The following is a 24,908-nucleotide window of genomic DNA, read 5'->3' on the forward strand; positions in this document are numbered from 1 at the left end:
TTTGTTTTTTGTTGTAGGAAATTGAGCAGTAAATAGGATTTAGGAGAGTTTTAATGAACATAACCGAAATAACAACGCCTGCTTATGTTATAGATGAGCAGAAACTTTTGAATAACCTGATAATTTTATCGGATATTGCCAAAGGCACGGGGGCAAAGATTCTTCTTGCACAGAAGGCTTTTTCTGCGTACAGTACGTATCCTCTTATAGGAGAATACCTTCAGGGAGCTACGGCTTCGGGACTTTACGAGGCGAAGCTTGCTTACGAAGAAATGATAAAGCCCTTTGAGGGAAAGAAAAAGCTCGAGAATCACGTATTTGAGCCGGCATTTAAGGATGAGGAATTTCCTCTTGTGTGTGAAGTTGCAGATCATATAGTTTTTAACTCTATAGCACAGCTTGAACACCACAGAAACGTATGGGAGAAAGCAGTCTCAGAGAAAAAACTTTCTGTTGGACTAAGGATCAATCCTGAATTTAGCACGCAGGAAGAACATGAGATATACGATCCTTGTGCACCCGGATCGCGCCTTGGAATAAGGAGAGAAAATCTTCCGGATCCGCTTCCAAAAGGAGTGGAGGGACTTCATTTCCATACTCTGTGTGAACAGGGATTTGAGCCACTTGAGGCGACTTTTAACGAAGTTGAAAATGACTTTGGAGAATTCTTTTCACAGATAAAATGGATAAACCTCGGCGGCGGACATCATATTACAAAGCCTGATTATGACAGAGAGGGGCTTAAAAATCTTATCAGATATATTAAAGAGAAGTATGATATTGATGTATATCTTGAGCCGGGTGAAGCGGTAGCACTTGATGCGGGATATCTTGTTACCACGGTGATGGATATTGTTGAGACGGAGGATTATCCTGTTCTTATTCTTGATACATCGGCTGCGTGTCACATGCCCGATGTGCTTGAAATGCCCTACAGGCCGCCTCTTAAGGATTCGGGCCTTTGCGATGAAAAAGAGTATACCTACAGATTGTCATCGAGAACATGCCTTGCGGGTGACGTTATAGGCGATTACAGCTTTGACCGGGAAATTAAGATTGGTGACAGGCTCACTTTTGAAGACATGGCAATCTACAGCATGGTAAAGAACAATACATTTAACGGTATGCCGCTTCCCGATATCGATATTATGCATAAAGACGGAAGTGTTGAAGTACTTAAGAAGTTTTCATATGACGATTTTAAATCAAGATTATGAGTAAGGAGTTAGGTTGAAGATAACGAGAAAGGGCGCATTGCCCATAAATGACGGCTTTCGTATGCAGGCGGAGTTTGACCGGCATGAAGGCACAATAATGATATATCCCACAAGACCGGGAAGCTGGGGAAAAGACAGAAGCGGAGCGCTTGCTTCTTTTGGAATGATCTTTTATGAGATATTAAAAAGAGAAGACTTATATCTTCTTGTTCCGAATAATCCTCTGTATTACGCGGAGGCAAAAGAGTTCACCGATCTGATAGCGAGAAAAATCTGCACAGACTGCGGAGGAAGACTTGATCATGCGATGAATCTTATAAAGATCGATACCGACGATTCGTGGGCAAGAGACGTTGCACCAATATTTGTTTCGGGAAAAGACGGATCGAAAAGAGGCGTGAATTTTGGCTTTAACGCATGGGGCGGCGAATTTGACGGACTTTATGCAAGCTGGGATAAGGATAATGCAGTTCCCGAAAAATTCTGCGATTTTTGCGGATATGAATATTACGATGCGGAGCCATTTATCCTTGAAGGCGGATCTGTTCATACGGACGGCGACGGAACATTGATGGTTACTGAGAGCTGTCTTTTAAGCAAGGGAAGAAATCCTTCTCTTTCAAAAGAACAGATAGAAGAAAAGCTAAAGACATATCTCGGAGCTGAGAAAGTTTTATGGCTTCCCAGAGGAATCTACAATGATGAGACGAACGAGCATGTAGATAATGTGTGCGCATTCACAAAGCCCGGAGAAGTTGTTCTTGCGTGGACCGATAATAAGAATGACCCTCAATACGAGCTTTCGAAGGCATCATATGATTATCTTATGGGTAAGACAGATGCGAAGGGCAGGAAAATAAAGATTCGCAAGCTTCCGATTCCCGATGTTCCCGTTCTTATAAATGAAGATAATCTCGCCAATTATGTGTTTGAGGACGGCGAAGATGAAAGAAGCGTAGGAGAGAGACTTGCCGCAAGTTACGTGAATTATTATTATATTAACGGAGCACTTCTTGTTCCTCAGTTTGGCGGAGCGAATAAGGAGAGCGATAAGAGAGCTCTTGATATATTAAAAGATATTCATCCGGACAGAGAAGTTGTAGGCATCCCTGCTACAGACATTCTGCTTGGCGGCGGAAATATTCACTGCATAACACAGCAGATACCGGAATAAATAAAAAACTTGTCTATAATACGGAGGACATTAAAATGTCAGATACTGTCAAAGTTGCATGTATCCAGTTTGCATGCGGAGAGAGCGTGGCATCCGATGAGGAGCAGGTAAAGCGCAATATAGAAAAAGCGGGAAAACTTGCTTTGGAAGCGGCACAGAACGGTGCAAAGCTCATTCTTCTTTCTGAACTTTTTGAAAGAAAGTATTTTTGCCAGGAGAGAAGATACGATTATTATGAGCTTGCAGAGCCAGCACTTACAAATCCTGCGGTAGTTTATTTCAAGGATTTCTGTAAAAAGAACAATGTGGTAATGCCAATAAGTATTTTTGAAAAAGATGAGAATGTATTCTATAACTCTGTTGTTATGATAGATTCTGACGGTGAGATAGTAGACATATACAGAAAGACTCACATTCCGGACGATCATTATTATCAGGAAAAATTCTATTTTACGCCCGGAAATACCGGATTTAAGGTGTTTAAGACCTCGGTCGGAAATGTAGGCGTGGGAATATGCTGGGATCAGTGGTTCCCTGAGACCGCAAGGTGTCTTGCGATAAACGGCGCCGATATTATCCTGTATCCGACAGCAATAGGATCTGAACCTATACTTGATGTTGACAGCTCGGGACACTGGATGAGAACCATGCAGGGACATTCCGCTGCAAACGTTATTCCTGTTGCTGCTGCAAACAGAATCGGAACAGAAAAGGTCAATCCTTGCGAGGAAAACGGCAACCAGACTTCAAGCCTGTGCTTCTACGGAAGCAGCTTCCTTACCGATGAGACGGGAGATGTGATCTCCAGGGCAAGTCGTGACAAAGAAGAGATTATATATGCGGAATATAACTTTGAAGAGAACAGAAAGATGAGATCTTCATGGGGGCTTTTTAGAGACAGAAGGCCTGAATGTTATAGAGATATAGTGAAGTAAATACAAGGACCTATTAGCATTTAAAGATATACGCTATGGAAAATATTGTTTAGAAAAATGTCCATAAATGTACGGCTTTAGTGAGGGAGACAGTTCTATAAAATGATATGAAAAAAAGAATATTGCTCATTATGCCTATCTTAATACTGATGTTAACAGCATTATATGCGTGTGGTCCGACTTTTTATGTTCATCGGTATAATATTAAATCGGTTCATAAGGAGTGGGCAGATGCTATTGGCTTATTTTCGCATGATGACCTTAAGGTACTCAGATATAATACGGACAATAATGCAATAAGTTTGAGCATAAAGTATCTAAATGGAATGGAAGGGTATGAGGAGTTTTGTGATGTAATTAATGCTCATAATAAGTTTGTAGCAGAGAATCCGGATTTCTTTCCGAATGATACAAAAATTACTATTAACAATGAACTAGAAAACGGAATGTATCTGTCCTATTTTTCTAATACCGTATCAGATGATTATATGAGTGAATTAGTTGAAGAAAATACAGCAAAACTGCAATATATGTACATAAATGTATTTGATGTAAATACTGAAATTCAAGAAAACCCTAACATAGAGATCGATGTTCCTATAGTAGTCGTAGCAAATGATTATACTAATGTCCCTGGTGGAAAAAGATTTGCGTTCTTGAGCGAATTTAAGAATGCAAAGTATGTTATAACCGATTTCCATAATGTTGAATATGATAGGAGTGACGTTTGTAAGGATATACATGAATACTTACCTGATGTTGAAGTTTATGATGTAGTGCATACTACAGGGCAAGATTACTTGGAAAAATGCCAATGATATTATGTGAGAGCCAGTCATAGGGACTGACTCTTTTTTGTGGTCGAAATAAACGTCTAGAGGTATAATTATAATCGAAGTATGGTTAACTGGAGGTGCAAAATGGCGTTTTTAAATGAAGTTGGAAAAGCTATTGGAAAAGCTTCACAGGGAATCAGTGATGCAGCGCAGACAATAAGTTCGGCGGCTCAAGAAACACGTGAAAATATAGCCAGAGATCGTCAAGAAAAAGACATGGAACGAGAAGCCAAAAAGTTATCTGAGCAAGAAAGAATTGCGGAAGAAGCACGTAAATGTCCTAAATGTGGACACTCGCTTAGTGCAATGTCTGCTGTTTGCCCTTTATGTGGCTATGAGATTCGGAATGGTAAGACTGCAGATGCCATCAGGGGGCTTACTACGGAAATAGAGAAACTTGAAAAGAAGCGCAATACAGTTACAGATGCTCTGGCAACCAAGCTTTCTGGAAGAAGTGATAATCCCACAGATGAGAAAATAGCTAGTCTCATCAGAAATTTTGTCGTTCCTAATACTAAAGAAGATATATTCGAGTTTATGATTCTTGCTGCCGGTTATATGGACGCGAGAGTTTTAGCAGGAAGAGAAGCTGCTAAAGAAGTTGCAGGAATAGTCATAAAAGCTTGGGAAACAAAGTTTCATCAGACTTATGAAAAAGCTAAGTTATCGTTTGGCAATGACGGGGATTTTGGCAAAATTCAGGAATTATACGATAAAAAGATGGCTGAAATAGAAAGCGCAAAGCCGTTTTCGTTATTTAAGAGGAAGTGATTTCAAAGACAGCAGTAATATTAGCTATGGTAGTTGTTTTGTATGATAATGCATTGTTCAGGAGGATTTACGATGGCTATATTTGGGAAAAATGATGGCGGATTTATGGATGTCATTCGATGCGATGAGACTGATTATCTTGTATGGAAGTGGCATCCGCAAGGTACAACGAGTCAGACAAGCCAGAGATCAAATGCAATTCGTTGGGGATCTTCTCTTAGGGTAAGAGATGGTTCTGCGGCTGTGTTTGTTTATTCTGGTGCAGATGGAAAAGCACAAGAATATATTGAAGGGCCTTATGATAAGGTGATTGAAACAGAGAACTTTCCTGTTCTTGCAACTTTGATTGGAACGCTTTATCAGGGAGGAAGTCCGTTTCAAGCAGAAATATATTTTATTAATAAAGCTAATACTATACAGATACCATTTGGTGTTGGGCCAATTAATTCATTCGATGGGAGACATAGAGATATAGCTGTTCCGGTAGCTGTACGCGGCTCGATGAATTTTAGAATAGAAGATGTTAATCAGTTTATAAAATGCCATAGCCTTTCGGAAATAACTACAGAAGCACTTAAGGAGAAAGTTCGTGATTTTATCAGCGGAAGAGTAAGAAGTGTTGTATCAACATTTGCTAAAGACAATAATATACCTTTAATCCAGATTGAAAGTATGATTCCTGATGTTGGGGGACATATAGAGGCAGATATAAAAGAAAAACTTCATAATGATTATGGAGTTGAATTATCGAGCATTAATATTTCTGCTATTGAGATAAATAAAACTTCTGCAGAATACAAGAAACTTGAAAAGCTGTCGCAGGGAAAAACGGCAATGTTTGCCAAAGGTGTGGTAACTGCAATTGGAGATATTAAGTCTCAGATAGCGGCGGAAAAGAAGCTTGATGAGGCAGAAAAAAGTGATGCACCAACGGTGACTGAGAAAGTTTCGGGTGCTATAGGAGGTCTTTTTAATAAAAAGGATAAAGTGGTTCCTCCGCCAATTCCAACAGCAGGATATTATCTTGCTGGTGATGGAAAGCAAAAGGGACCATATGACATAAGCAAGTTTAAGGAGATGCTATCAAAAGGAACTTTTGATAAGGATTCATTGGTTTGGAAAGAAGGAATGGAAAATTGGGTAAGAGCTGAGGAGGTTGCTGATATTGCACCTATTTTCGAAGGCTCCACTTCATCTCCGCCTATCCCAATGTGATTATATTATTTTCATGAATATGACTTAACCCTCGGTTAGTGCCGAGGGTTTTTCATATTTATATTATCATTTTGAATTTAGAATTTATCTTGAGTTAAGAGCGGTTTAAGTTTTCGCTGATATTATTAAATTGGTTTCATTGTTAGTGCGAAAGGGATTTTAATGAAGAAAGTACATTCCTTGATAAGCAAAGTATTTGCGATAGTTGTGCTTATCGGCATAACTATGAATATACCAGGAATAACCTTGGTAACGGTTAACGCGGATGGAGGGATTCCTAAGTATTCGGATAAGGCATCAATAGTGCTAAATGGTAATAGTCCATCATTTGATGCTGATGAGCTAACAACGGTTTCTTTTGAGAGTTACGGTAGACTTGATCGGCTTGGTAGATGTACTACTGCAGAAACATGTATTGGAAAAGACCTAATGCCAACGGAGGCGCGTGGATCTATTGGTTCTGTTAAAACTTCGGGGTGGAATCAGAATAAATATCCGGGGCTTGTAGATTCGGAGCCACCGTATCTTTATAACAGATGCCATATGATTGGTTATCAGCTTACAGGAGAGAATGCCAATGAGAAAAACCTGATAACCGGCACCAGATACATGAATGTTGAAGGGATGCTCCCATATGAGAATATGGTTGCTTCTTATGTTCACCGTACTGGAAATCACGTAATGTATAGAGTTACACCGATTTTTTCCGGAAGCAATTTGCTATGCGATGGAGTACAAATGGAGGCACTTTCCGTTGAGGATAACGGGAAAGGGGTGCGCTTTAATATTTTTTGTTACAATGTGCAGCCGGGCGTGATTATAAACTATGCTGATGGAAGCAACTATGCTGATGAAAACTATGTTTTTTCACCGGAAACACAAGATTTTAAGGTTTCTTCAGATTCAGCGGATCAGAACATCGAGAGTGGCGAGCCATCATCAGATAGTAATGGTGAACAGATAGCTACATATATAGCAAATAAGAATACAAAGAAGTTTCATTATCCATACTGCGGTAGTGTGTCTTCTATGAGTGAAAAGAATAAGTGGTATTATGAGGGAAGCAGAGATGAGCTAATCAGCAAAGGCTATCAGTCTTGTAAAAAATGTAACCCTTAAAATCTATTAAATCGGATAGAAAGCCGTGCTTGAAGTATTGTGATTGCGGCAAAAAGGAACCACCTGTTTGATGTTTAGCTATCAAACAGGTGGCTTTTTGTTGGGACATATGATTTGTGTTCTTAGTTGTTGCTTCCTTTATTGCTTATATTACTGTTTTTTGGAACCATTCTTTGATTCTTTTTTTACCTCTTCTACAACCTTGGCTGTAGCGGCAGCAGCATCGTTATTTTCAGGACTGATTGGTTCAAAGCTTTTAAAGACTTTTTCTTCTATAAGGAAGGCGTCTTTAATTGCTTTTTCATGATTGTCGATTATTACTACGCCGATGTTTTGGAATTCTGTTCCTGTAGAGAGGATGGGATCGTTATTTACATCATCGCCGTTTTCTTTTTTGTAGATAAGAGGCTTGCCATATTCGGGTGGAGTTATAATGCTGTGTGAGTGACCGTCAATCATAAGATCGATTTGGTTCACTTTTCTGTATATTTCATAACTTGATTCTCCACGATCTGCGAATTCATCTTCTAAACCTAAGTGAGAAAGACAAATAACAATATCGGCTTTTTCTTTCTCTTTTCCTTCTTCTATTTCTATTCCTTCATTTTTTAAAAGGTTATATTGAGCCTCGGCACATTCTTGCATGGCGCCTTCTAGCAGCATTTTGCTTTTTGAGCTTTCGGCGTCTTTGGTAGTTAGTCCAAAGAAACCGATATTTACGTTGTCTGCGCCTTCGATTGTGGTTTTGTGTATGGCACATGACGTATAAAGAGGAGTTCCTTTTGTGGGATCAAGTATGTTTGAAGAGATAATTTCAAACTTTGGTTTTTTTTCTGTATCGGCAATGTTTTTATTTAGGTCACCTAAGTTTGTTCCTTCGTGATTGCCTAAAGTAGCATAATTATAGCCTACTGAGTTCATACATTTAAAAGCAAGGCCGTTCTTGGAATTAATATATTTCTTCGTGGCCTCCGGTTTAGTCTGACTGAAGTCGCCTGCGTCAACGACAATGACATCTGCACCAAGTTTTCCAAAATAATCTTTCATTCCGGCAAGGTATGGGTAACCATCGACGGCTCCGTGCACATCGTTTGTTGTGAGGATTACAGTTTTATTTGAGAAGTTGTTATTATATTTTTCTTCTATTTCAGAAAAATTTCTGGTGATTTTGTGGTCGATACTGTATCTGATAGGTCCTACGCCGGCATGTGCAGTCGAACCATTGATATTTGGTGAAAAGAATAGGGTAGTGGCAAGGGTTAATGAAAGAAATGCCTTACCGGTTGCTTTTTTTAATATGTTCATGCTGATTTCCTCCTTTCGTTGTCTGACTGTTCTGCTGTATGATCGAGGAGATCATTTACATATGGATCTTGTTTACTGTCTAATAAACTGCTGTGATAGTTTTCCATCAGTTTTAAAACAACTTCAGCGGTTTTTTCGTCAGGGCCAATACTTTCTTTTATGTCATCGATTGTAACAAGGACTGACTTTTCGATTTTTGCTTTATTCTGCTCATCCTTACCGATTATTGTGATGCCGACTTCTCTGAGTAACATCTCTCCTGACAATAAGGGCTCATCGTTTTCACCTGCAGATACTTTGTTATGAGAGTGGCCGTCGAGTACCAGGTCGAGCGGATAAAGAGCTTTATATGGCTCTTTACTTGTAACAGCATCATATATGTCAATGCTTCTGTTTCCTTCGCGATCGTCTTCAAGACCTAAGTGTGAAAGGCAGATAACAATATCAGCGCTGTTGTCTCTCAATGATTCAATCTGGTATTTTGCGCAAGTAGAAGCCAGATCAAAATCTATTATGTTATTTTTATCCAGTTTAATATTTGATTTGAGTTTTTTATATTTATTTTTTAATTTACTGTTAAGGCTGGCTTCTTCTGTAAGAAGTCCGAAGAATCCGACTTTTATGCCTGATTTGGATTCATATATATAATTTGGCTGGCGATAATAATCTTTCTCGGTAAAGCTGCCAAATGTGTCCATTATTTTGCTGAATGTCTTTTTGGCGTCTTTGTCATTTTTTGCATTTTTATAGGAAATGGCCAGTTCTTCCAGTTTGTTATATGCATCTTTGGTAACCAAATTTGAATTGATAACCTTGAACTGTGCTTTTTTAAGATTATCATCAAGGGCAACAAAACCTTCAAATTCATGATTTCCTAAAGTTGCCATATCATAACCGGCGGCGTTCATAGCTTCAACACCGGCTAAACCTGCGGACTCTTCCATACAATAGGCGCTGTCGGCACCTTCATTGCCTTTGGGTTTTTTATCCTGACTGAAATCGCCTGAGTCAACGAGCAGGACATCAGCTTTAAGCTCTGTACTGAAGAATTTTTTTAGAGCCGCTACATATGGATATTTCTGAATTGCGCCATGTACATCGTTTGTGGAAATAATAACTGTCTTGCCGGAGAAATCTTTGCCTTCGTCCGCCATTTTTACGAAGTCGGATACGTTTCCGTTAACTGAGCTTTTATAGTTGTAGGAAACTTTTTTTTCTTCGGCATGTGCAACAGATGCACCGAGATTTGAAGAAAGAAAGAGAGAAGAAGCCATGACCAGGGATATTACAGCCCGAATGGCAGGCGCTTTGTTTACATTGTGTCTTTTCATACTACTACCTCCTTTGATGTTAAAATCTCTGTTGTGTCACGTAGTAAGCATCTTGGGCCCCAATGCTTAAATAATAGTATAACGTAAAAAGAAAATTAATTAAACCCCTAAATTTTTAACTTATATTTTAATATATTAATAAAAGAACCACTTCCCTGATATATGATCAAAGAAGTGGTTCGATATATATTAAAACTTTTTTATTCGAAAATTAGAACCAGAAGAAATCATCATCCTCTTCTTCAGGGAATAATTCGTCAAATAATGACTTGCTGTTCTGCTGATACTGAGGGGCAGGTGCTCCGTCGGGCTTAGCGGGAACGGTTTCAGCCTTAGGAGCGGCAGCTCCGTCAGGTTTAGCCGGAACAGTCTCACCCTTAGGTGCAGCAGCTCCGTCGGGTTTAGCCGGAACGGTTTCGCCCTTAGGTGCAGCGGCTCCGTCCGGTTTTGGAGTGGATGTGCCACCCTTAGGTTGTGGAGTGGGCTTTGGCTGTGGTGAAGGTTTGGGCTGAGGCTGAGGTGTGTCACCGCATTTAGGCTGTGGTGAAGGCTTGGGCTGAGGTGTTGACTTGCCGTTGGTCTTTCCTGTGCAGCTGTTGTAATCCCAATCCCAATTGCAATCGAAGTCGCAATCAGCATCGCCGAAGAGGTTGAAACCAAATCCACCGATCATATCACTTACGAACTTGGAGATGTTTGAATCACCACCAAGGTTCTTGATGATGTCATCGAGAGAGAAGAGGAAATTATCTTCGATAGACTTGCTGTTGTTATCAAGAATTGTTACACCGATATTACGAAGAAGCATATCAGCTAACTTAAGGGGCAGAGCGCTTTCGCCTTCAGCGAAGAGAGAGCAACCGTCGAGAAGAAGATCGATGAAATCCATGCCTGATCCGCCCTTGGATGCACCCTTTGAGGCACTCTTTCCGCCAAGGCCAAACAAATTGCCAAGCAGATTAAAGATTCCGCTGCCACCCTTAAGAGCATCACCCAAGCCAAGCTGGGACATGCAGATAACAAGGTCGGCACCATCTTCCTTAAGACTCTGAGCCTGCTGTTCGGCGCAAGTATACCATTCAGAATTCTTGGATAAGTCATAGTTTCCTAAAGCTTCATATTCGGGCAATCCGAAGAAGCCGATCTTCATGTCTGAATTAGCACAGTCATACATGAAGCTGTTGTCACAAAGGCTGTTTTGCTTCATAATGCTTGAGAAGCAATCGGATGACTGTGAGAAATCCTTTCCTTTGCCTTTGCAAGCAGCATTCATTGCCTTGTCGGCACAGTCGAAATTAACAATGCTGCAACCTGAATCAAAATAATTGTTTGTATTTATATCGGATCCGTAGTTGAATCCGTAATTTCCGAAATTAGCAAAATCATAGCCGGCTTCATTCATTGCAAGGAAAGCGGCATAATCGTTATCGTAAGTGTTCATGCACTGAGCACCACCGTTGGCACTCCAAAATTTTTCCATATCTTTACCTTCACAGAAATCACCTGTGTCGATAAGAACAACATCAGACTTCAAGCTATCTTCAAAAAAGTTCTTAAGAGATGCAACATAAGGATATTTATCGAAATTACATTGTGCATCATTGGTTGAAAGGATAACTGTTTTATCGGACATATCCTTTCCTTCTTCTACAAGCTTTTTGAAATCATTGATACTGGCTACACCAGAAGTGTTATTTATATGTACACCTTCTTTTCCTCCGGCATGTGCAACGGCTGCACCTATACCGGAAGTCAGAAAGATAGTCGATGCCAGAGTTAAGGACATGACGGTCCTGATGGCACGCGATTTTTTTACAGTGTGTCTTGTCATACTATTACCTCCTTTGTTAAAACCCCTGTAACTTTGTTAGTAAAATGTTACTAACATCTAAGCAATAGTATAACGCATAATCTGTTTTTATAAAAGGTGTTATTTCAAATTTCTTTGAATTTCAAGGAGTTCAGACGTTTTAAAGATATATTTTTTGTTACAAAAATGACAACATAATTCTATGGGTTTTCCATCGTCAATCAGCTCCTGAAGCTCTTTTCGGCCAATTAACATAAGGGCTCTTTCAACCCTGTCTTTGTCGCAATTGCAGAAAAAATTTAAATCAATTTTATCTGTGATCTCTATATCGAAGCCTTCGAGAATTATGTTAAGTAAATCTTCGGGAGCCTTTCCGGCCTTGAGAATATCAGTAACCGAAGAGAATTTTGTAAGATTTTCCTCGAGCTTTGATATTACTTCTTCGGAAGCGAAGGGCAGAAGCTGGATGATAAATCCGCCTGCGGCGATAACGGAAAGATTCTCTCTTTCAACAAGAACGCCGAGTCCGACTGAAGAAGGAGTCTGTTCAGACTTGGTAAAATAGTATGTGAGATCTTCGGCGACTTCTCCGGTATACAGAGGAACCTGGCCGACATAGGGCTCTTTTAGCCCCATATCCCTGATAACGGTGAGAGTACCTTCGCCGATTCCGCCTCCTACATTTAAATGTCCGGCCGCATTTGGTTCCATGACAACATAAGGGTTTGTAACATAGCCCTTAACATTACCAAACCTGTCGGCTGTTGCAAGAACTCCTTTTAAAGGACCGTCACCGTCCATCTTTACGGTTATGAGGTCCTGATCGTTATCCATCATTGTTCCCATCATTACAGTGCCTGTCATAAGACGTCCGAGTGCCGCTGCGGCAATGGGAGAGAGGTGGTGTGCTTTTCTTCCGTATTCGGCAAGATCTCTTGTTGTTGCAGCGAAAGCTCTTATCTGCGCATCTGCTGCGGTTGCGCGTACCATATAATCTTTATATGACATGATTTATCCTCAACTTTCTTTATTATCAATAGATGTAATTCGTATTGAATAATATATGATTTCACTATTAAAGTAAATGGCGCGGTAAATCAGCTGTTTTTGCGGAATATGTGGCTTTATCCGATTGACATAGATTTAACGCACAGATATAATTATTTTGTATAATCCTTAACAATCTATACTATTGTTTAAAAGAGAATTCTAAGAATTATTTCAGTTAAAAATAATACATAATAAAGGAGCAGAATATGGCAGATAAGGAAATTTCTCAGGCGGTCATTTCCAGACTTCCGCGTTATTTCAGATATTTGGGAGATCTCAAGGAGAAAGGTGTTGAGAGAATATCTTCTCAAGAGCTTAGCGACATCATGAAAGTCACTGCTTCTCAGATAAGGCAGGATTTTAATAATTTTGGTGGTTTTGGTCAGCAGGGATATGGTTATAACGTAGGTTATCTCTATGACGAGATCAGTAAGATTTTGGGAATAGACAAGGAACACAGCCTTGTTATTATCGGAGCCGGACATCTCGGCAAGGCAATCGCGGGTTACACGAATTTTACAAGAAGAGGATTTGTTTTCAAAGGAGCATTTGATTGTAACCCCGATCTTTTCGGATCAAAGATAAGAGATGTGGAAGTTCGTCCGATCGATGAAGTAGAAGATTTTGTAAAAAACAATAAAATAGAGATAGCTGTTTTGACCATTCCGAAGGATCAGGCAGTTCCGATGGCTCACAGACTATGCAAGTGTGGAATTAAAGCCATCTGGAACTTTGCACACGTCGATCTCGAGGTGCCTGACTATATTGTGGTAGAAAATGTACATTTATCTGACAGTTTGATGAAATTATCGTATAATATAAACAGGTCAGGAAAAAATGTTTAACTCAGGTGAGAAAAACTAATGGCAAAAGACAAAGAAGCTTATATGTCTGCGTTACAGGGAAAGAATATTCCCATTTTGACGCTGGATAACAAATGGCACCAGCTCTTTACGCAGACGGAAATGACACCGGAGATCTCGAATCTTGCGGATGAATTGAATGCACTTGTCGAGCGTGACGGGAAGTTGCGCAGTGAGACCAAGGACCTTAAGAAGGTTAAGAAAAAGCTTCTTGGTGAGATTGTGCCCCTTAGGGACGAAGCCAATAAAGCGGGTGATTCATCTGCTATCGAGAAAAAAATTGAAGACAGAACAAGACTTATCAATGACTGCAACGAGAGAATCGAATCCTACGATGATGAACTCAGGGATCTTTCGAAAAAGATATATGAAGCCGATTACGAGCTGATGATCGAAACGATGAAGGTTTGCTATGAGAGACTTCATGATAATACCGAGTACATCACGGAACTTGATAAATGGGTTTCGGATTTCAGAGTGCAACTTAAGAAGAATATAGTTCTCATGCAACAGGCGGAGATGGAAAATTATAATCTTTATTCCTATATGCATCAGATCTTTGGGCCGGAAGTTATTGAAATATTCGATATGAAATACGATCCGGACAGAAGACATCCTATCCGCAGGCCTCTTGCAGGCAATGACAAGGATTACACATCATAATTGATTTAAAAAGCTGCCTGATGGCAGCTTTTTTCAAAGGGGAGATAAGCTATGAAGTATGCGGTGACAAGCGATGAGATGAAAAGATATGACAGAAATACTTCGGAGGTCTTCGGAGTGAGCACTGAGATTTTGATGGAAAGAGCGTCTCTTTGCGTTGCTGATGAGATTGAAAAACATATTTCTTCCAAAAACGCAGACAGAAAGTACACAGCGCTTGTTTTTGCCGGAGTCGGAAATAACGGCGGAGACGGCATTTGTACCGCGAGGCTTTTAAAACAAAGGGGCATAAGAGTCAAGCTTGTGGTAGTCGGTGATATGACTAAGTGCAGCGACCTGTGCCTGAAGCAACTTAAGATCGCGGCAAATTACGGAATCAATGCTGACACTTTTTCCAATATAAGAGACAACAAAAGCCCTGCTGAATGGGATATTATAGTAGATGCATTGTTTGGTATAGGGATTTCCAGAAATATTACGGGAAGTTATGCTGAGGTTATCGGCTATATCAATGATTGCAAAAAAGACAGAAGAGACGATCTTTTTGTTGTGTCTGTCGACATTCCTTCGGGGATAAATGCTGATGACGGAAGGATCTGTTCTCTTTGTGTAAAAGCTGATGAAACTGTTACGTTTAACTGCGTAAAACTGGGACATATTCTGTATCCGGGATGCGAATATACTGGCAAGCTTGTTGTCTGCGATGCCGGAATTACAAAAGAAAGCTTTTGCGGAAACACTCCGGAATATTTCTTTTATGACGAGAAAGTTACAGCTCTTTTGCCCGAGAGAAAAAAGTATTCAAATAAGGGAACAAACGGAAAAATCCTTATAATTGCCGGCTCGAAGGAAATAAGCGGAGCATGTGCGCTTAGCGCGGGAGCGTGCCTTAAGGCCGGAGCAGGGATGGTAAAGGTGTTTACGGCTTCTGAAAATGCGGAAGTCATAAAGACTGTTATTCCGGAAGCCCTTATTGATACATATGAGGACTATGAACCTGTTTCGGAGAAGCTTGAAGATGCGATGAACTGGTCGACGGCAGCGGTTGTGGGCCCGGGAATCGGGATGACCGGTAGGGGGGCTGAGATCCTTAAAATCGTTCTTTCAAGATATGACAAGAACCTTGTTGTTGATGCGGACGGACTTAATCTTATTTCAACCGATAAGGAACTTAGGCGTCTTGCGGGCAACTTTGGAAGAAACGGCAAAAAGCTTATCCTTACGCCTCATCTTGCTGAATTTGCAAGACTTTTTGGAAGGGATATTAAGGAGTGTAAGAGGAATATTCTCTTTTACCCAAAAGAACTTGCCAAAGAACTTCATTGTACGGTCATTTGTAAGGATGCACGAAGCGTTGTTAGTGACAGTAACGAAAAAAAGATTTATATTAATATAAGCGGAAATGACGGCATGGCAACCGCGGGAAGCGGAGATGTGCTTTCGGGCGTGCTTGGAGCTCTTGTGGGAACGGAACTTAGTTCTTTTGAATGCGCCTGCATAGGAGCGTATCTACACGGGGCTGCGGGCGATCTGGCGGCTGCTCGTCACGGAAAGCTTTCGATGGTTGCTTCCGACATAGTGGATGAACTTGAGAATATTTTGAATTGAAAAACGGATGGAATGGAAATGTATGATGAGAATTCAAGGGTCTGCGCAAGAGTAGACCTTGGTGCAATAGAATATAATCTTGAAGCGATGAAGAACAATATCCCGGACGGAGTCAGGATCATGGCTGTCATAAAGACGGATGCGTACGGACACGGCGCTTTGAGAATTGCCAATTTTTTGGAAAATAAAGATTATATCTGGGGATATGCGACTGCGACGGCAGAGGAGGCGTTTGACCTCAGAGAGAATGGAATCAAAAAGCCGATACTGGTGCTTGGTTACACATTCCCTTATGCATATGAGAAAATGCTTTCTTTGGGAATAAGGCCCGCGGTATTTAGGGAAGATATGTTAAAAGAGCTGGGAGATTGCGCAGAAAGACTTATGAAGTCGGGCGTGATTAAGAATCCTGCTCCGATACACATCGCTGTTGATACCGGAATGTCAAGGATAGGAATCCGTCATGACAAGAGCGGAGAAGAGTTTGTCAAAAAAGCATTTGAAGTAAGCGGTATTGAGGTTGAAGGTATATTTACCCATTTTGCGAGAGCCGATGAGAAGGATCTTTCCAATGTAAAAGAAAGAGAACAGATCTTTGCTGAGTTTGTAAAAAGTGCAGAGGCTGCCGCAGGTAAAAAGATACCGATCCATCACTGCGCAAATTCCGCAAGCATCATTGCGGTTCCCGAATCTTCCATGGATATGGTAAGAGCGGGCGTTACAATCTACGGAATGTGGCCTTCGGATGAAGTTGCGAAGGATATTATTGATCTTAAGCCGGCTATGGAGCTTGTAAGCCATATAGTAATGATAAAGGATGTTCCTGAGGGAACACCGGTAAGCTACGGCGGAACCTTTGTTACCGACAGCGCGACGCGTATTGCCACAATACCTGTCGGATACGGAGACGGATATCCAAGAAGCCTTTCAAATAAGGGCTATGTTCTTATAAAAGGGCATCGCGCAAATATTCTCGGAAGAGTATGCATGGATCAGTTTATGGTCGATGTAACGGATATTCCGGATGCAAAAGAGGGAGACGAAGTTGTTCTTCTCGGAAAAGATCCTGTTTCCGGTGAAGAGATCTCGGCTGAGATGCTTGGAAACTTAAGCGGACGCTTTAATTATGAACTTACCTGCGATATTAACCACAGAGTTCCCAGAGTATATATTTAAGCATGAATTAAAAAATATTTTTTGTTTAGAGAGCTTTTTTTACGGCTCTCTTTTTTCTTTATCAAAAAGGCGGACACTCGACATGGGTACGTATTTCGTATAAAATTTTCATAGAAGTTTTGCAAGGGAGTTTATTTTATGATATCTATTCTGACTACAGCAGCCAATGCGATATTGGGTCTTGCCATAACCGCGCTTAAGGCTTTTTTATCCATGCTTACATGGTTTCTTAAGCTGTTTTTTGGCTTACTTAAATACCTGTATTGCGTGTTACCTGTGACTGCTGTTGTGTTCTGCGGATTATATTGTCTTAATACATTTCTTTTACTTTCGGGGAGTGCCGGCCCCGATAAGATTTCCACGGATGCTTTATCAAACGAGAGACTTGAACAGACTGCACAGGATTTTTTGAAAATCGGAAATTCTGAAGTCGGATATTTTTACAATGAACTTGTGACCTGGTGGAAGGGTGAAATAGGCAAATATAAGGGAACATTTTCGTTTGTCATTTTGCTTGTTTTAAGCTTTGTTCTGCTTGCTCCCGTTGTGGGCGTTATTCTTGGGATAACCGTGCTTTTTTCTTACGGAAAGATCCTGCTTTTTGCCGTCGCGGCTGACATGGCTTTCTACGTGGGATTTGCGGTATTGGGAAAAGGCTTTATGAGCGTGATGCAGAACAGGTATTACAGATTGTTTCCCGATGCGGGTAAAAGACATTTTACCAGAGAGTATGCGCAGTGGAAAAAAGAAAGAAATGCCGAAGCCGCTGAAAATGCGAATAACAGAAGAGAGCAGGAAGGCAGGAGCTTTTATGATGACAGCGCCGACCGCTATCCTGACGATGACTGCATAATCCGCCGAAGAAGACATGAGTATTACGATGAGAGAGCACGTTATGACCGCGGATATGATGAGAGGTATGACGATTCGCGATACGATGACGCCGGATACGAAGATTCGCGCTATGATGAGCCATATGGTGATGCATACGGCGACGCAGATTATGCGGATGATTATTCGGGAAATGAGTATTATGAAGAAGAGTACCCTGAAGAAGACTATTATGAAGACGAATACTATGAAGAAGAGGAGGAAGATGAATCTTACGGCTATGAAAGAGAACCTGAGGTAGCTGCGGCGGGTTCACAGACATTTGATTTCTTTGCCGGCTGTAAGAGCAGGGAAAGCGCAGAGCGAAAGTATAAAAGTCTTGTAAAACTCTACCATCCCGACAACATGGATGGCGATAACGGAGCATTACAGGAGATAAATGTACAGTATGATAAGGTAAAGAAGCATTTTAGCTAATATTGTCGGAATTATATATAGTACATTATGCTAAAATGTGGTATATTTTAATTTGAGGTTTTAGGTTTATTTTAATCAATCGCTTATCAGGAGGGCTGATTATGGACGAAGGCTTGCCTTCTGCCAGTTTTCTTTTACTCGCGGCTGTTCTTATAGCAGATATCTTCGTTTTCGGATTTGATGCAGCGATAACCCGCGTCAAAGAAGAGGATGTTGAAAAGAAAAGTCGGGAGAACAAAGATAAAGTTGCTTTGGGACTTCTTAATATCATGAAGAGCCCCGAGAAACATATAAGAGCCATGAATGTTTTTGCGGCAGCAGTGAACATGGTTCTCGGAGGATTTGTTACAAGAGATATCGGACGGTATATCGCATATGTTTTGGATCTTAGTGAATCCTTTATTGCGACCCGTTTTACATATTGTTTGACCGGTGCGGTTATATTGCTTCTTACAATGAGCTTTGGCGTAAGGATACCTGAGCGCCTTGCTGTCAGATGTCCCGAAAAATGGGCGGTGGCATGCTATTATCCGGTGGCGTTTATGAGATTTCTGGTGACTCCTTTTGTTGTGGTTATCAGAGCAATCTCCGGAACGGTCTTGTATCTTTTTGGTGTAAGGGGAGATGAGAATCTCACCGATGTAACCACGGAAGGAATCATCTCGATGGTTTCGGAAGGCCAGGAACAGGGCGTTCTTCAGGAAACAGAGGCCGATATGATATCCAATATTTTTGAGTTTTCCGACAAAGAAGCTCAGGATATTATGACCAACAGGAACGCCATGGTTGCCATTGATGCAAATATGACCCTTAAAGAAGCTGTTGGATTCATGATGGATACCAACAATTCCAGATTCCCGGTTTACCTTGACGATATCGATCATATAATCGGCATCATGCATATACGTGATGCAATGAAGAAGTTGTCCGAGGAAAAAGAAAAGGATCTTCCGATCAGGAAGATAAAAGGACTTCTTCGCCAGCCCAAGTTTGTTCCGGAGACCCGGAATATTGATTCTCTTTTCCATAATATGCAATCATCCAAAACGCAGATGGTTGTGGTCATCGATGAGTATGGTCAGACTGCGGGACTTGTTTCCATGGAGGACATTCTTGAAGAGATCGTCGGAAATATCATGGATGAATATGACGAAGATGAGAATTTCATTAAACCGACCAAGAACAGGGATGAGTTTATTGTAGAGGGCACAGCGCCTATTGAGGCACTTGAAAAGAAATTTGAGATGTCTTTCGGTGAGTCGGAGTTTGAAACTTTGAACGGATTTCTGATATCAAAGCTCGACAGGATACCGGAGGAAGACGACGAATTCAGCGTCGAAGTGGATGGCTATAGTTTCACGATTCTTTCCGTTGGAAATCATATGGTACAGAGCGTACTTATGAAGAAACTTCCAAAAGAAGAGGAAGCAGAAAGCGTGAAAGATTCGGAATTAGCAAAATAGTTTATATATGAGTAATGAAAGGAATTTTATATGTCAGGACATTCAAAATTTGCTAACATCAAGCACAAGAAAGAAAAGAATGATGCGGCAAAGGGTAAAATTTTTACTATTATCGGTAGAGAAATAGCGGTTGCCGTTAAGGAGGGAGGTCCGGATCCGTCAAACAACTTCAAGCTTGCAACGGTCATTGCAAAGGCAAAAGCAAACAACATGCCTAACGATACTATCGAAAGAGGTATCAAGAAAGCTTCCGGCGCAGAAGGTGGAGTTGACTACAAGAGCATCACATACGAAGGATACGGCCCCGGCGGAACAGCCATCATTGTTGAGGCACTCACAGACAACCAGAACAGAACTGCAGCTAACGTAAAGAGTGCATTTACAAAGGGAAACGGAAATGTCGGTACTCCCGGATGTGTATCTTATATGTTTGATAATAAGGGACAGATCCTTATCGACAAGGAAGAATGCAAGATGTCTTCAGACGATCTCATGATGCTTGTTCTTGATGCGGGAGCAGATGATTTCAACGAAGAGGAAGACAGCTATGAGATACTTACAACTCCTGAGAATTTCCAGGCTGTTGTAGAAGCTCTCAGCAAAGAAAACATCGAGACAGCATCAGCGGAAGTAACAATGATTCCTCAAAATTATGTATCTGTTACAGACCCCGATACTGTTAAGTATCTTCAGAGAATACTCGATCTTCTTGATGAAGATGACGACGTTCAGGCTGTATATCACAACTGGGAAGAGCCTGAAGAATAATTAAAGATTATGATGGGAATAAAATGAGGGGAGTCCTAAAGAATGAAACTGAGACGAAAAATACCGACATTGTGCATATGGCTTTTATTCATACTCTTTAATGCGGTGATGGTTGGTTGTTCAGGCTATTTTTTAGGGCTTTTTCCTGCCTCAAACAGACTTGGATTCACATTAATCTTTTCCACATTGGGAATTATCTGGACTAATGCGGTCGCGTTACTGGCCGGTAAGGTGTTCGACAGCGTCAAATTGTACAGATATACTCACAAAAAAGGTTTTGAGATTTTTTATAAAGTTGCCGTTGCCTGCCTCATTATTGCTGCATTTGTTTACAGATACAGGACTATTGCGGTGGGTGACCCGATCTTTACGGGAAATACGTCTTTACTTGACAATGCGATAGTTGGATCCGACAGCGTTTCGTACGAACAGGATCTTTTGTCCATTACTTATTCCAAACTTCTTGGATTCTTTATGATATTTACCGGAAATATGTCAGAGACCGTGTATGTTTATGAAGCGTTTCTTGCGTGTGTTTTCATAATGTTCACAGGTTCTGCGGTAAAACTTCTTTTAGGGCCGATAGCATCTATTGTTTACATTGGTTATGTATCTTTTATGCCCGCATTTCTTAAGACATTTGCAGATAAAGAGCTCAACACGGACAGAATCTTTTATGTTATGTTCGGTATCGAGATTTATGTTGTAATTCGTTATCTGAAGCAGATATATACCGTGGAATGTAAGGGACCGGCGTTTATGATACTGTTCTTCCTGGCGGGAGTAACAGTTGGATTTATGGGTTATGTCGATGCCGGAACTTTTGTTGCGGTCTTCCCGTTACTTATCTCGGTATTGTTCATGGCGGAAGGAAGTCTTGCGAATGGCGGAAAGAGTCTGCTGGTCGTACTTGGCGGAACGCTGTTCACCTTCCTTATCATGATGATACAGGAAGCCGGTATCGGACATGTAGGTGTTGTTTTTTCTAAATGGATGTCATATTATTTCCATGAAGTGGGAGCTATTAAACCTTTCTTCATATATTCGGAAAATAAGCTTGCGTACCTGATCACGGTTGTTATAATGTCAGCTGTTTTTGCCGGATACTTAAGAAGTAAAGACGCAGACAATATAATCCCATGGCTTTTTGGAATGATCTTTCTCTTTGTGATGCAGCCAAGTCTTGGTGAGACCAGGATGATCTCTCAGTATGTAGTAACCGTTTACTATGGCTTTATTCTTGCGTGTGTAGCCATGCTTGTTTCTCAGGGTCCCAAAAAGGAGACCGATATCATCGAGGAAGAGGAAGAAGAGGAAGAATCAAATCCCGAGAACAACTATGCATATAAGAAAGCTTCCGAGATGAGCGGCTTTGGAAATCATGGTGACAATTCTCTTGCTGCCCGCAATCGTCGTGCTACCGACCGAAGAGAAGGATTTATGACCGGCGAACTTATGGGCGAGGGAGAAATCATGGACAGAGGCGGAGCTTATGAAAAAGAGCTTCGTGAAAAAAAGCGCCGTGAAAGAGAAGAACGCGCAAGAGAACGTCGTGAGCGCCGTGAGCAGCTTGCCAGAGAAAGAGGAATGCGCTTACAGGAAGAACGTGAAGAGCGCGAAAGAGAGCGTGAGCAGGCAGAGCGCGAGGATGATCAGCGCACACAGCAGATTGATGTGGAAAAAGTTCGTGAAAGAGAACTTGCTGAAAATGAAGCCGTTGAAGAACGCGCAAAGGAGCTTCTCGAGCAGGAAGATGACAAAGAACGTCGTGAACAGGAAGAGCTTCAGGAAGAAGAAGCTCGTGAATTGGAGCGTCGTGACATAGAAGAACGTGCAAAGATTCTTCGTGAGAGAGCAAAGCAGGGTAAATTCAGACGAGACATGGATGCTGCCGAAGATGAAGAACCCGAGCAGGAAGATCTTGAACAGGCTGAGCGTGAAGATGCAGAACGCGAAGAGCAGGAAAGACTCGAGCGCGAGCAGGCAGAACGCGAGGAACAGGAAAGACTTGAGCGTGAGCAGGCAGAACGCGAAGAGCAGGAAAGACTCGAGCGCGAACAGGCAGAACGCGAAGAGCAGGAGAGACTCGAGCGCGAACAGGCAGAACATGAAGAGCAGGAAAGACTCGAGCGCGAACAGGCAGAACGCGAAGAGCAGGAGAGACTCGAGCGCGAACAGGCAGAACGCGAAGAGCAGGAGAGACTCGAGCGCGAACAGGCAGAACATGAAGAGCAGGAAAGACTCGAGCGCGAACAGGCAGAACGTGAAGAGCAGGAAAGACTTCAGCGTGAGCAGGAAGAGCGCGAAGAGCGTGAAAGAATTCTCCGTGAACAGGAGGAACTTGTCAGAAAGCGCCGCGAACAGGAAGAGCAAGACAGAATCAGACGTGAGCAGGAAGAAGAACGTGAGAGAATTCTTCGTGAGCAGGAAGAACTCGAAAGACAGCGTCGCGAGCAGGCTGAACGGGAAGAACAGGAAAGATTACAGCGTGAGCAGGCAGAACGCGAGGAACAGGAAAGACAGCAGCGTGAGCAGGAAGAACGTATGGAGCAGGAAAAGCTTCAGCGTGAACAGGCAGAGCGCGAAGAACAGGAAAGACTTGCGCGTGAACAAGCAGTACGTGAAAGGATCCTTCGTGAGCAGGAGGCAAGAGCCAGAATGCTCCACGAACGTGCAGCGCTTGCTCGTATTCAGCGAGAGCAAGAAGCGCAGGAGGAACAGGAAAGATTGGCACTTGAACAGGGAACACGTGAAAAGATATTACGTGATCGAAAAGAAAGAGAAAGATTACAACGTGAACAGGAAGCTCTCGAGAGAGTTATGCGTGAGCAGGAAGAGAGCATAAGGCGTCAGCGTGAACAGGAGAATCAGGAAGAACAGGCAAGAGTTCAGCGTGAACAGGAAGCACGTATCAGATTGCAGCGTGCAAGAATGCTTCGTGAGCAGGCAGAACGCGAGCGACTTCTTTTTGAAGCAACCATGGAACCTGAAGCTGAGCTTAGTGTACCTGAAGATCGTGAAAATAAATTCCGTGAAATAGAAGAGCGCAGAAAGAAACCGCGCGAACAGCAGGAACAAGAGATACGTCAGCGTGAACTTGAAGAACAGGCAAGAGCAATGCGTGCAAGAGAAGAGCAGGAAGAACTTGCCAGAATTCAGCGTGAACAGCAGGATCGTATCAGATTGCAGCGCGCTCAGATTCTTCGCGAACAGGAAGAACGCGCAAGGCTGATCGAGAAAGAAGAGCGTGAGCAGGCACTTCGCGAGCAGGCAGAACGTGAGAGACAGCAGCGTGAACAGGCACTTCGTGAAGAACGTGAAAGACAGCTTCGCGAACAGGCAGAGCGCGAGGAACACGAGAGAATCATGCGTGAACGCGAAGAGCGTGAAAGAATGATGCGTGAACGTGAAGAACGCGAAAGAATGCGTCGTGAGCAGGCAGAACGTGAGGAACGTGAAAGACTTGCACGTGAGCAGGAAGAACGCGAGCGACTTGAGCTTGAGAGACAGCGCCGTGAACAGGCAGAGCGTGAGGAACGCGAGAGACAGCAGCGCGAGCAGGCAGAGCGTGAAGAACGCGAAAGACAGCAGCGCGAGCAGGCAGAACGTGAGGAACGCGAAAGACAGCAGCGCGAGCAGGCAGAACGTGAGGAACGCGAAAGACAGCAGCGTGAGCAGGCAGAACGCGAAGAGCGCGAGAGACAGCAGCGCGAACAGGCAGAGCGTGAAGAACGCGAGAGACAGCAGCGCGAGCAGGCAGAGCGTGAAGAACGTGAGAGACAGCAGCGCGAGCAGGCAGAGCGTGAAGAACGCGAAAGACAGCAGCGCGAACAGGCTGAACGTGAGGAACGCGAGAGACAGCAGCGCGAACAGGCTGAACGTGAAGAAGAACTCAGTGAGGAAGAGGAACTCGAGAGAGAACGTCGTGAGCAGGAAGAACGCGAAAGAAAGATCATCGAAGAGGAAGAAAAGTTCTTTGCTGAGGAAAGAAAACGTCAGGAGCAGGAAGAAGAGGAAGCAAGAGCCCGTCGTGAGCAAGAGCGCATAAGGAGAATTCGCGCACGCGAAGAAAAGAAGAATATCCGCTTTGTTCCCGAGGGAATGGTTCTTCCGAAAGAAACTGAGGCAGATGCTTCCGATGGCAGAAGTGCCGAGCCCAGAATGAAGATGCCTGAATATAACGGCACAATCTCGATAAACAGAAATAATAAAGAGACTGTTAAAGTAAGTGCTGCCGGCTCAAAGACTGATTTCGACTTTGACTTCAGTTCCGGAGACGATTTTGACATTTAAGGA

General features: G+C 42.2%; 19 protein-coding genes. 15 read left to right on the forward strand and 4 right to left on the reverse strand.

Going from position 1 to position 24,908, the window contains the following annotated elements; genetic code table 11:
• Positions 1 to 53 precede the first annotated feature (53 nt).
• From nspC to DL92_RS0104475, 7 genes are all read left to right on the forward strand, one after another.
• Positions 54 to 1,217, forward strand: a complete 1,164-nt coding sequence (gene nspC, locus DL92_RS0104445; protein ID WP_026667011.1) for a carboxynorspermidine decarboxylase — start codon at positions 54 to 56, stop codon at positions 1,215 to 1,217.
• A gap of 13 nt (positions 1,218 to 1,230) precedes the next feature.
• Positions 1,231 to 2,391: an agmatine deiminase gene (gene aguA, locus DL92_RS0104450; RefSeq protein WP_026667012.1), complete on the forward strand. Its 1,161-nt coding sequence runs from the start codon at positions 1,231 to 1,233 to the stop codon at positions 2,389 to 2,391.
• A gap of 35 nt (positions 2,392 to 2,426) precedes the next feature.
• On the forward strand, positions 2,427 to 3,326 hold the full coding sequence (locus DL92_RS0104455; RefSeq protein ID WP_026667013.1) for a nitrilase-related carbon-nitrogen hydrolase: 900 nt from the start codon (positions 2,427 to 2,429) through the stop codon (positions 3,324 to 3,326).
• 107 nt (positions 3,327 to 3,433) lie between these two features.
• A complete protein-coding gene (locus tag DL92_RS0104460) occupies positions 3,434 to 4,144 on the forward strand; it encodes a hypothetical protein (protein ID WP_026667014.1) in 711 nt (236 codons plus the stop codon).
• Positions 4,145 to 4,246: 102 nt separating this feature from the next.
• Complete coding sequence (locus DL92_RS20075) at positions 4,247 to 4,933, forward strand: zinc ribbon domain-containing protein (RefSeq protein WP_026667015.1); 687 nt, start codon at positions 4,247 to 4,249, stop codon at positions 4,931 to 4,933.
• 72 nt (positions 4,934 to 5,005) lie between these two features.
• Positions 5,006 to 6,148 (forward strand): SPFH domain-containing protein, encoded by a 1,143-nt coding sequence (locus tag DL92_RS18210; RefSeq protein ID WP_026667016.1) that lies wholly within the window; start codon positions 5,006 to 5,008, stop codon positions 6,146 to 6,148.
• Between the two features lie 162 nt (positions 6,149 to 6,310).
• Positions 6,311 to 7,267, forward strand: coding sequence for a DNA/RNA non-specific endonuclease (locus tag DL92_RS0104475; protein WP_026667017.1), 957 nt, complete (start codon positions 6,311 to 6,313; stop codon positions 7,265 to 7,267).
• Between the two features lie 150 nt (positions 7,268 to 7,417).
• On the opposite strand, the gene DL92_RS0104480 is transcribed toward DL92_RS0104475, so the two are convergent.
• From DL92_RS0104480 to hslO, 4 genes are all read right to left on the reverse strand, one after another.
• Positions 7,418 to 8,572 carry a metallophosphoesterase gene (locus tag DL92_RS0104480; protein WP_026667018.1) on the reverse strand — a complete coding sequence of 385 codons (1,155 nt, stop codon included), beginning with the start codon at positions 8,570 to 8,572 and terminating at the stop codon, positions 7,418 to 7,420.
• On the reverse strand, positions 8,569 to 9,903 hold the full coding sequence (locus DL92_RS0104485) for a metallophosphoesterase (RefSeq protein WP_026667019.1): 1,335 nt from the start codon (positions 9,901 to 9,903) through the stop codon (positions 8,569 to 8,571). Before DL92_RS0104485 ends, DL92_RS0104480 begins: the two co-directional genes overlap by 4 nt.
• Before the next feature lie 211 nt (positions 9,904 to 10,114).
• Positions 10,115 to 11,734 carry a bifunctional UDP-sugar hydrolase/5'-nucleotidase gene (locus DL92_RS0104490; protein WP_026667020.1) on the reverse strand — a complete coding sequence of 540 codons (1,620 nt, stop codon included), beginning with the start codon at positions 11,732 to 11,734 and terminating at the stop codon, positions 10,115 to 10,117.
• Positions 11,735 to 11,833: 99 nt separating this feature from the next.
• Positions 11,834 to 12,721, reverse strand: a complete 888-nt coding sequence (hslO, locus tag DL92_RS0104495) for an Hsp33 family molecular chaperone HslO (protein WP_026667021.1) — start codon at positions 12,719 to 12,721, stop codon at positions 11,834 to 11,836.
• Positions 12,722 to 12,969: 248 nt separating this feature from the next.
• Between hslO and DL92_RS0104500 the strand changes: the two genes are divergently transcribed.
• From DL92_RS0104500 to DL92_RS20080, 8 genes are all read left to right on the forward strand, one after another.
• Positions 12,970 to 13,608, forward strand: coding sequence for a redox-sensing transcriptional repressor Rex (locus tag DL92_RS0104500; RefSeq protein WP_026654486.1), 639 nt, complete (start codon positions 12,970 to 12,972; stop codon positions 13,606 to 13,608).
• A gap of 18 nt (positions 13,609 to 13,626) precedes the next feature.
• Positions 13,627 to 14,289: a hypothetical protein gene (locus tag DL92_RS0104505; protein ID WP_026654487.1), complete on the forward strand. Its 663-nt coding sequence runs from the start codon at positions 13,627 to 13,629 to the stop codon at positions 14,287 to 14,289.
• A 51-nt stretch (positions 14,290 to 14,340) separates the two neighbouring features.
• Complete coding sequence (locus tag DL92_RS0104510) at positions 14,341 to 15,897, forward strand: bifunctional ADP-dependent NAD(P)H-hydrate dehydratase/NAD(P)H-hydrate epimerase (protein WP_026667022.1); 1,557 nt, start codon at positions 14,341 to 14,343, stop codon at positions 15,895 to 15,897.
• An 18-nt stretch (positions 15,898 to 15,915) separates the two neighbouring features.
• Positions 15,916 to 17,073, forward strand: coding sequence for an alanine racemase (alr, locus tag DL92_RS0104515; RefSeq protein WP_081816824.1), 1,158 nt, complete (start codon positions 15,916 to 15,918; stop codon positions 17,071 to 17,073).
• 138 nt (positions 17,074 to 17,211) lie between these two features.
• Positions 17,212 to 18,381, forward strand: coding sequence for a hypothetical protein (locus tag DL92_RS18215; RefSeq protein ID WP_034468423.1), 1,170 nt, complete (start codon positions 17,212 to 17,214; stop codon positions 18,379 to 18,381).
• Positions 18,382 to 18,482: 101 nt separating this feature from the next.
• Positions 18,483 to 19,844 carry a hemolysin family protein gene (locus DL92_RS0104525; RefSeq protein ID WP_026667024.1) on the forward strand — a complete coding sequence of 454 codons (1,362 nt, stop codon included), beginning with the start codon at positions 18,483 to 18,485 and terminating at the stop codon, positions 19,842 to 19,844.
• A gap of 30 nt (positions 19,845 to 19,874) precedes the next feature.
• The gene (locus tag DL92_RS0104530) at positions 19,875 to 20,612 is read left to right on the forward strand and encodes a YebC/PmpR family DNA-binding transcriptional regulator (RefSeq protein WP_026654494.1); all 738 of its coding nucleotides are present in this window, start codon (positions 19,875 to 19,877) and stop codon (positions 20,610 to 20,612) included.
• A 42-nt stretch (positions 20,613 to 20,654) separates the two neighbouring features.
• Positions 20,655 to 24,905, forward strand: a complete 4,251-nt coding sequence (locus DL92_RS20080) for a hypothetical protein (RefSeq protein WP_026667025.1) — start codon at positions 20,655 to 20,657, stop codon at positions 24,903 to 24,905.
• Positions 24,906 to 24,908: the final 3 nt, after the last annotated feature.

It is taken from the genome of Butyrivibrio sp. AE2005 (genome assembly GCF_000686965.1).
In the GTDB taxonomy this organism is placed as follows: domain Bacteria; phylum Bacillota; class Clostridia; order Lachnospirales; family Lachnospiraceae; genus Butyrivibrio; species Butyrivibrio hungatei_A.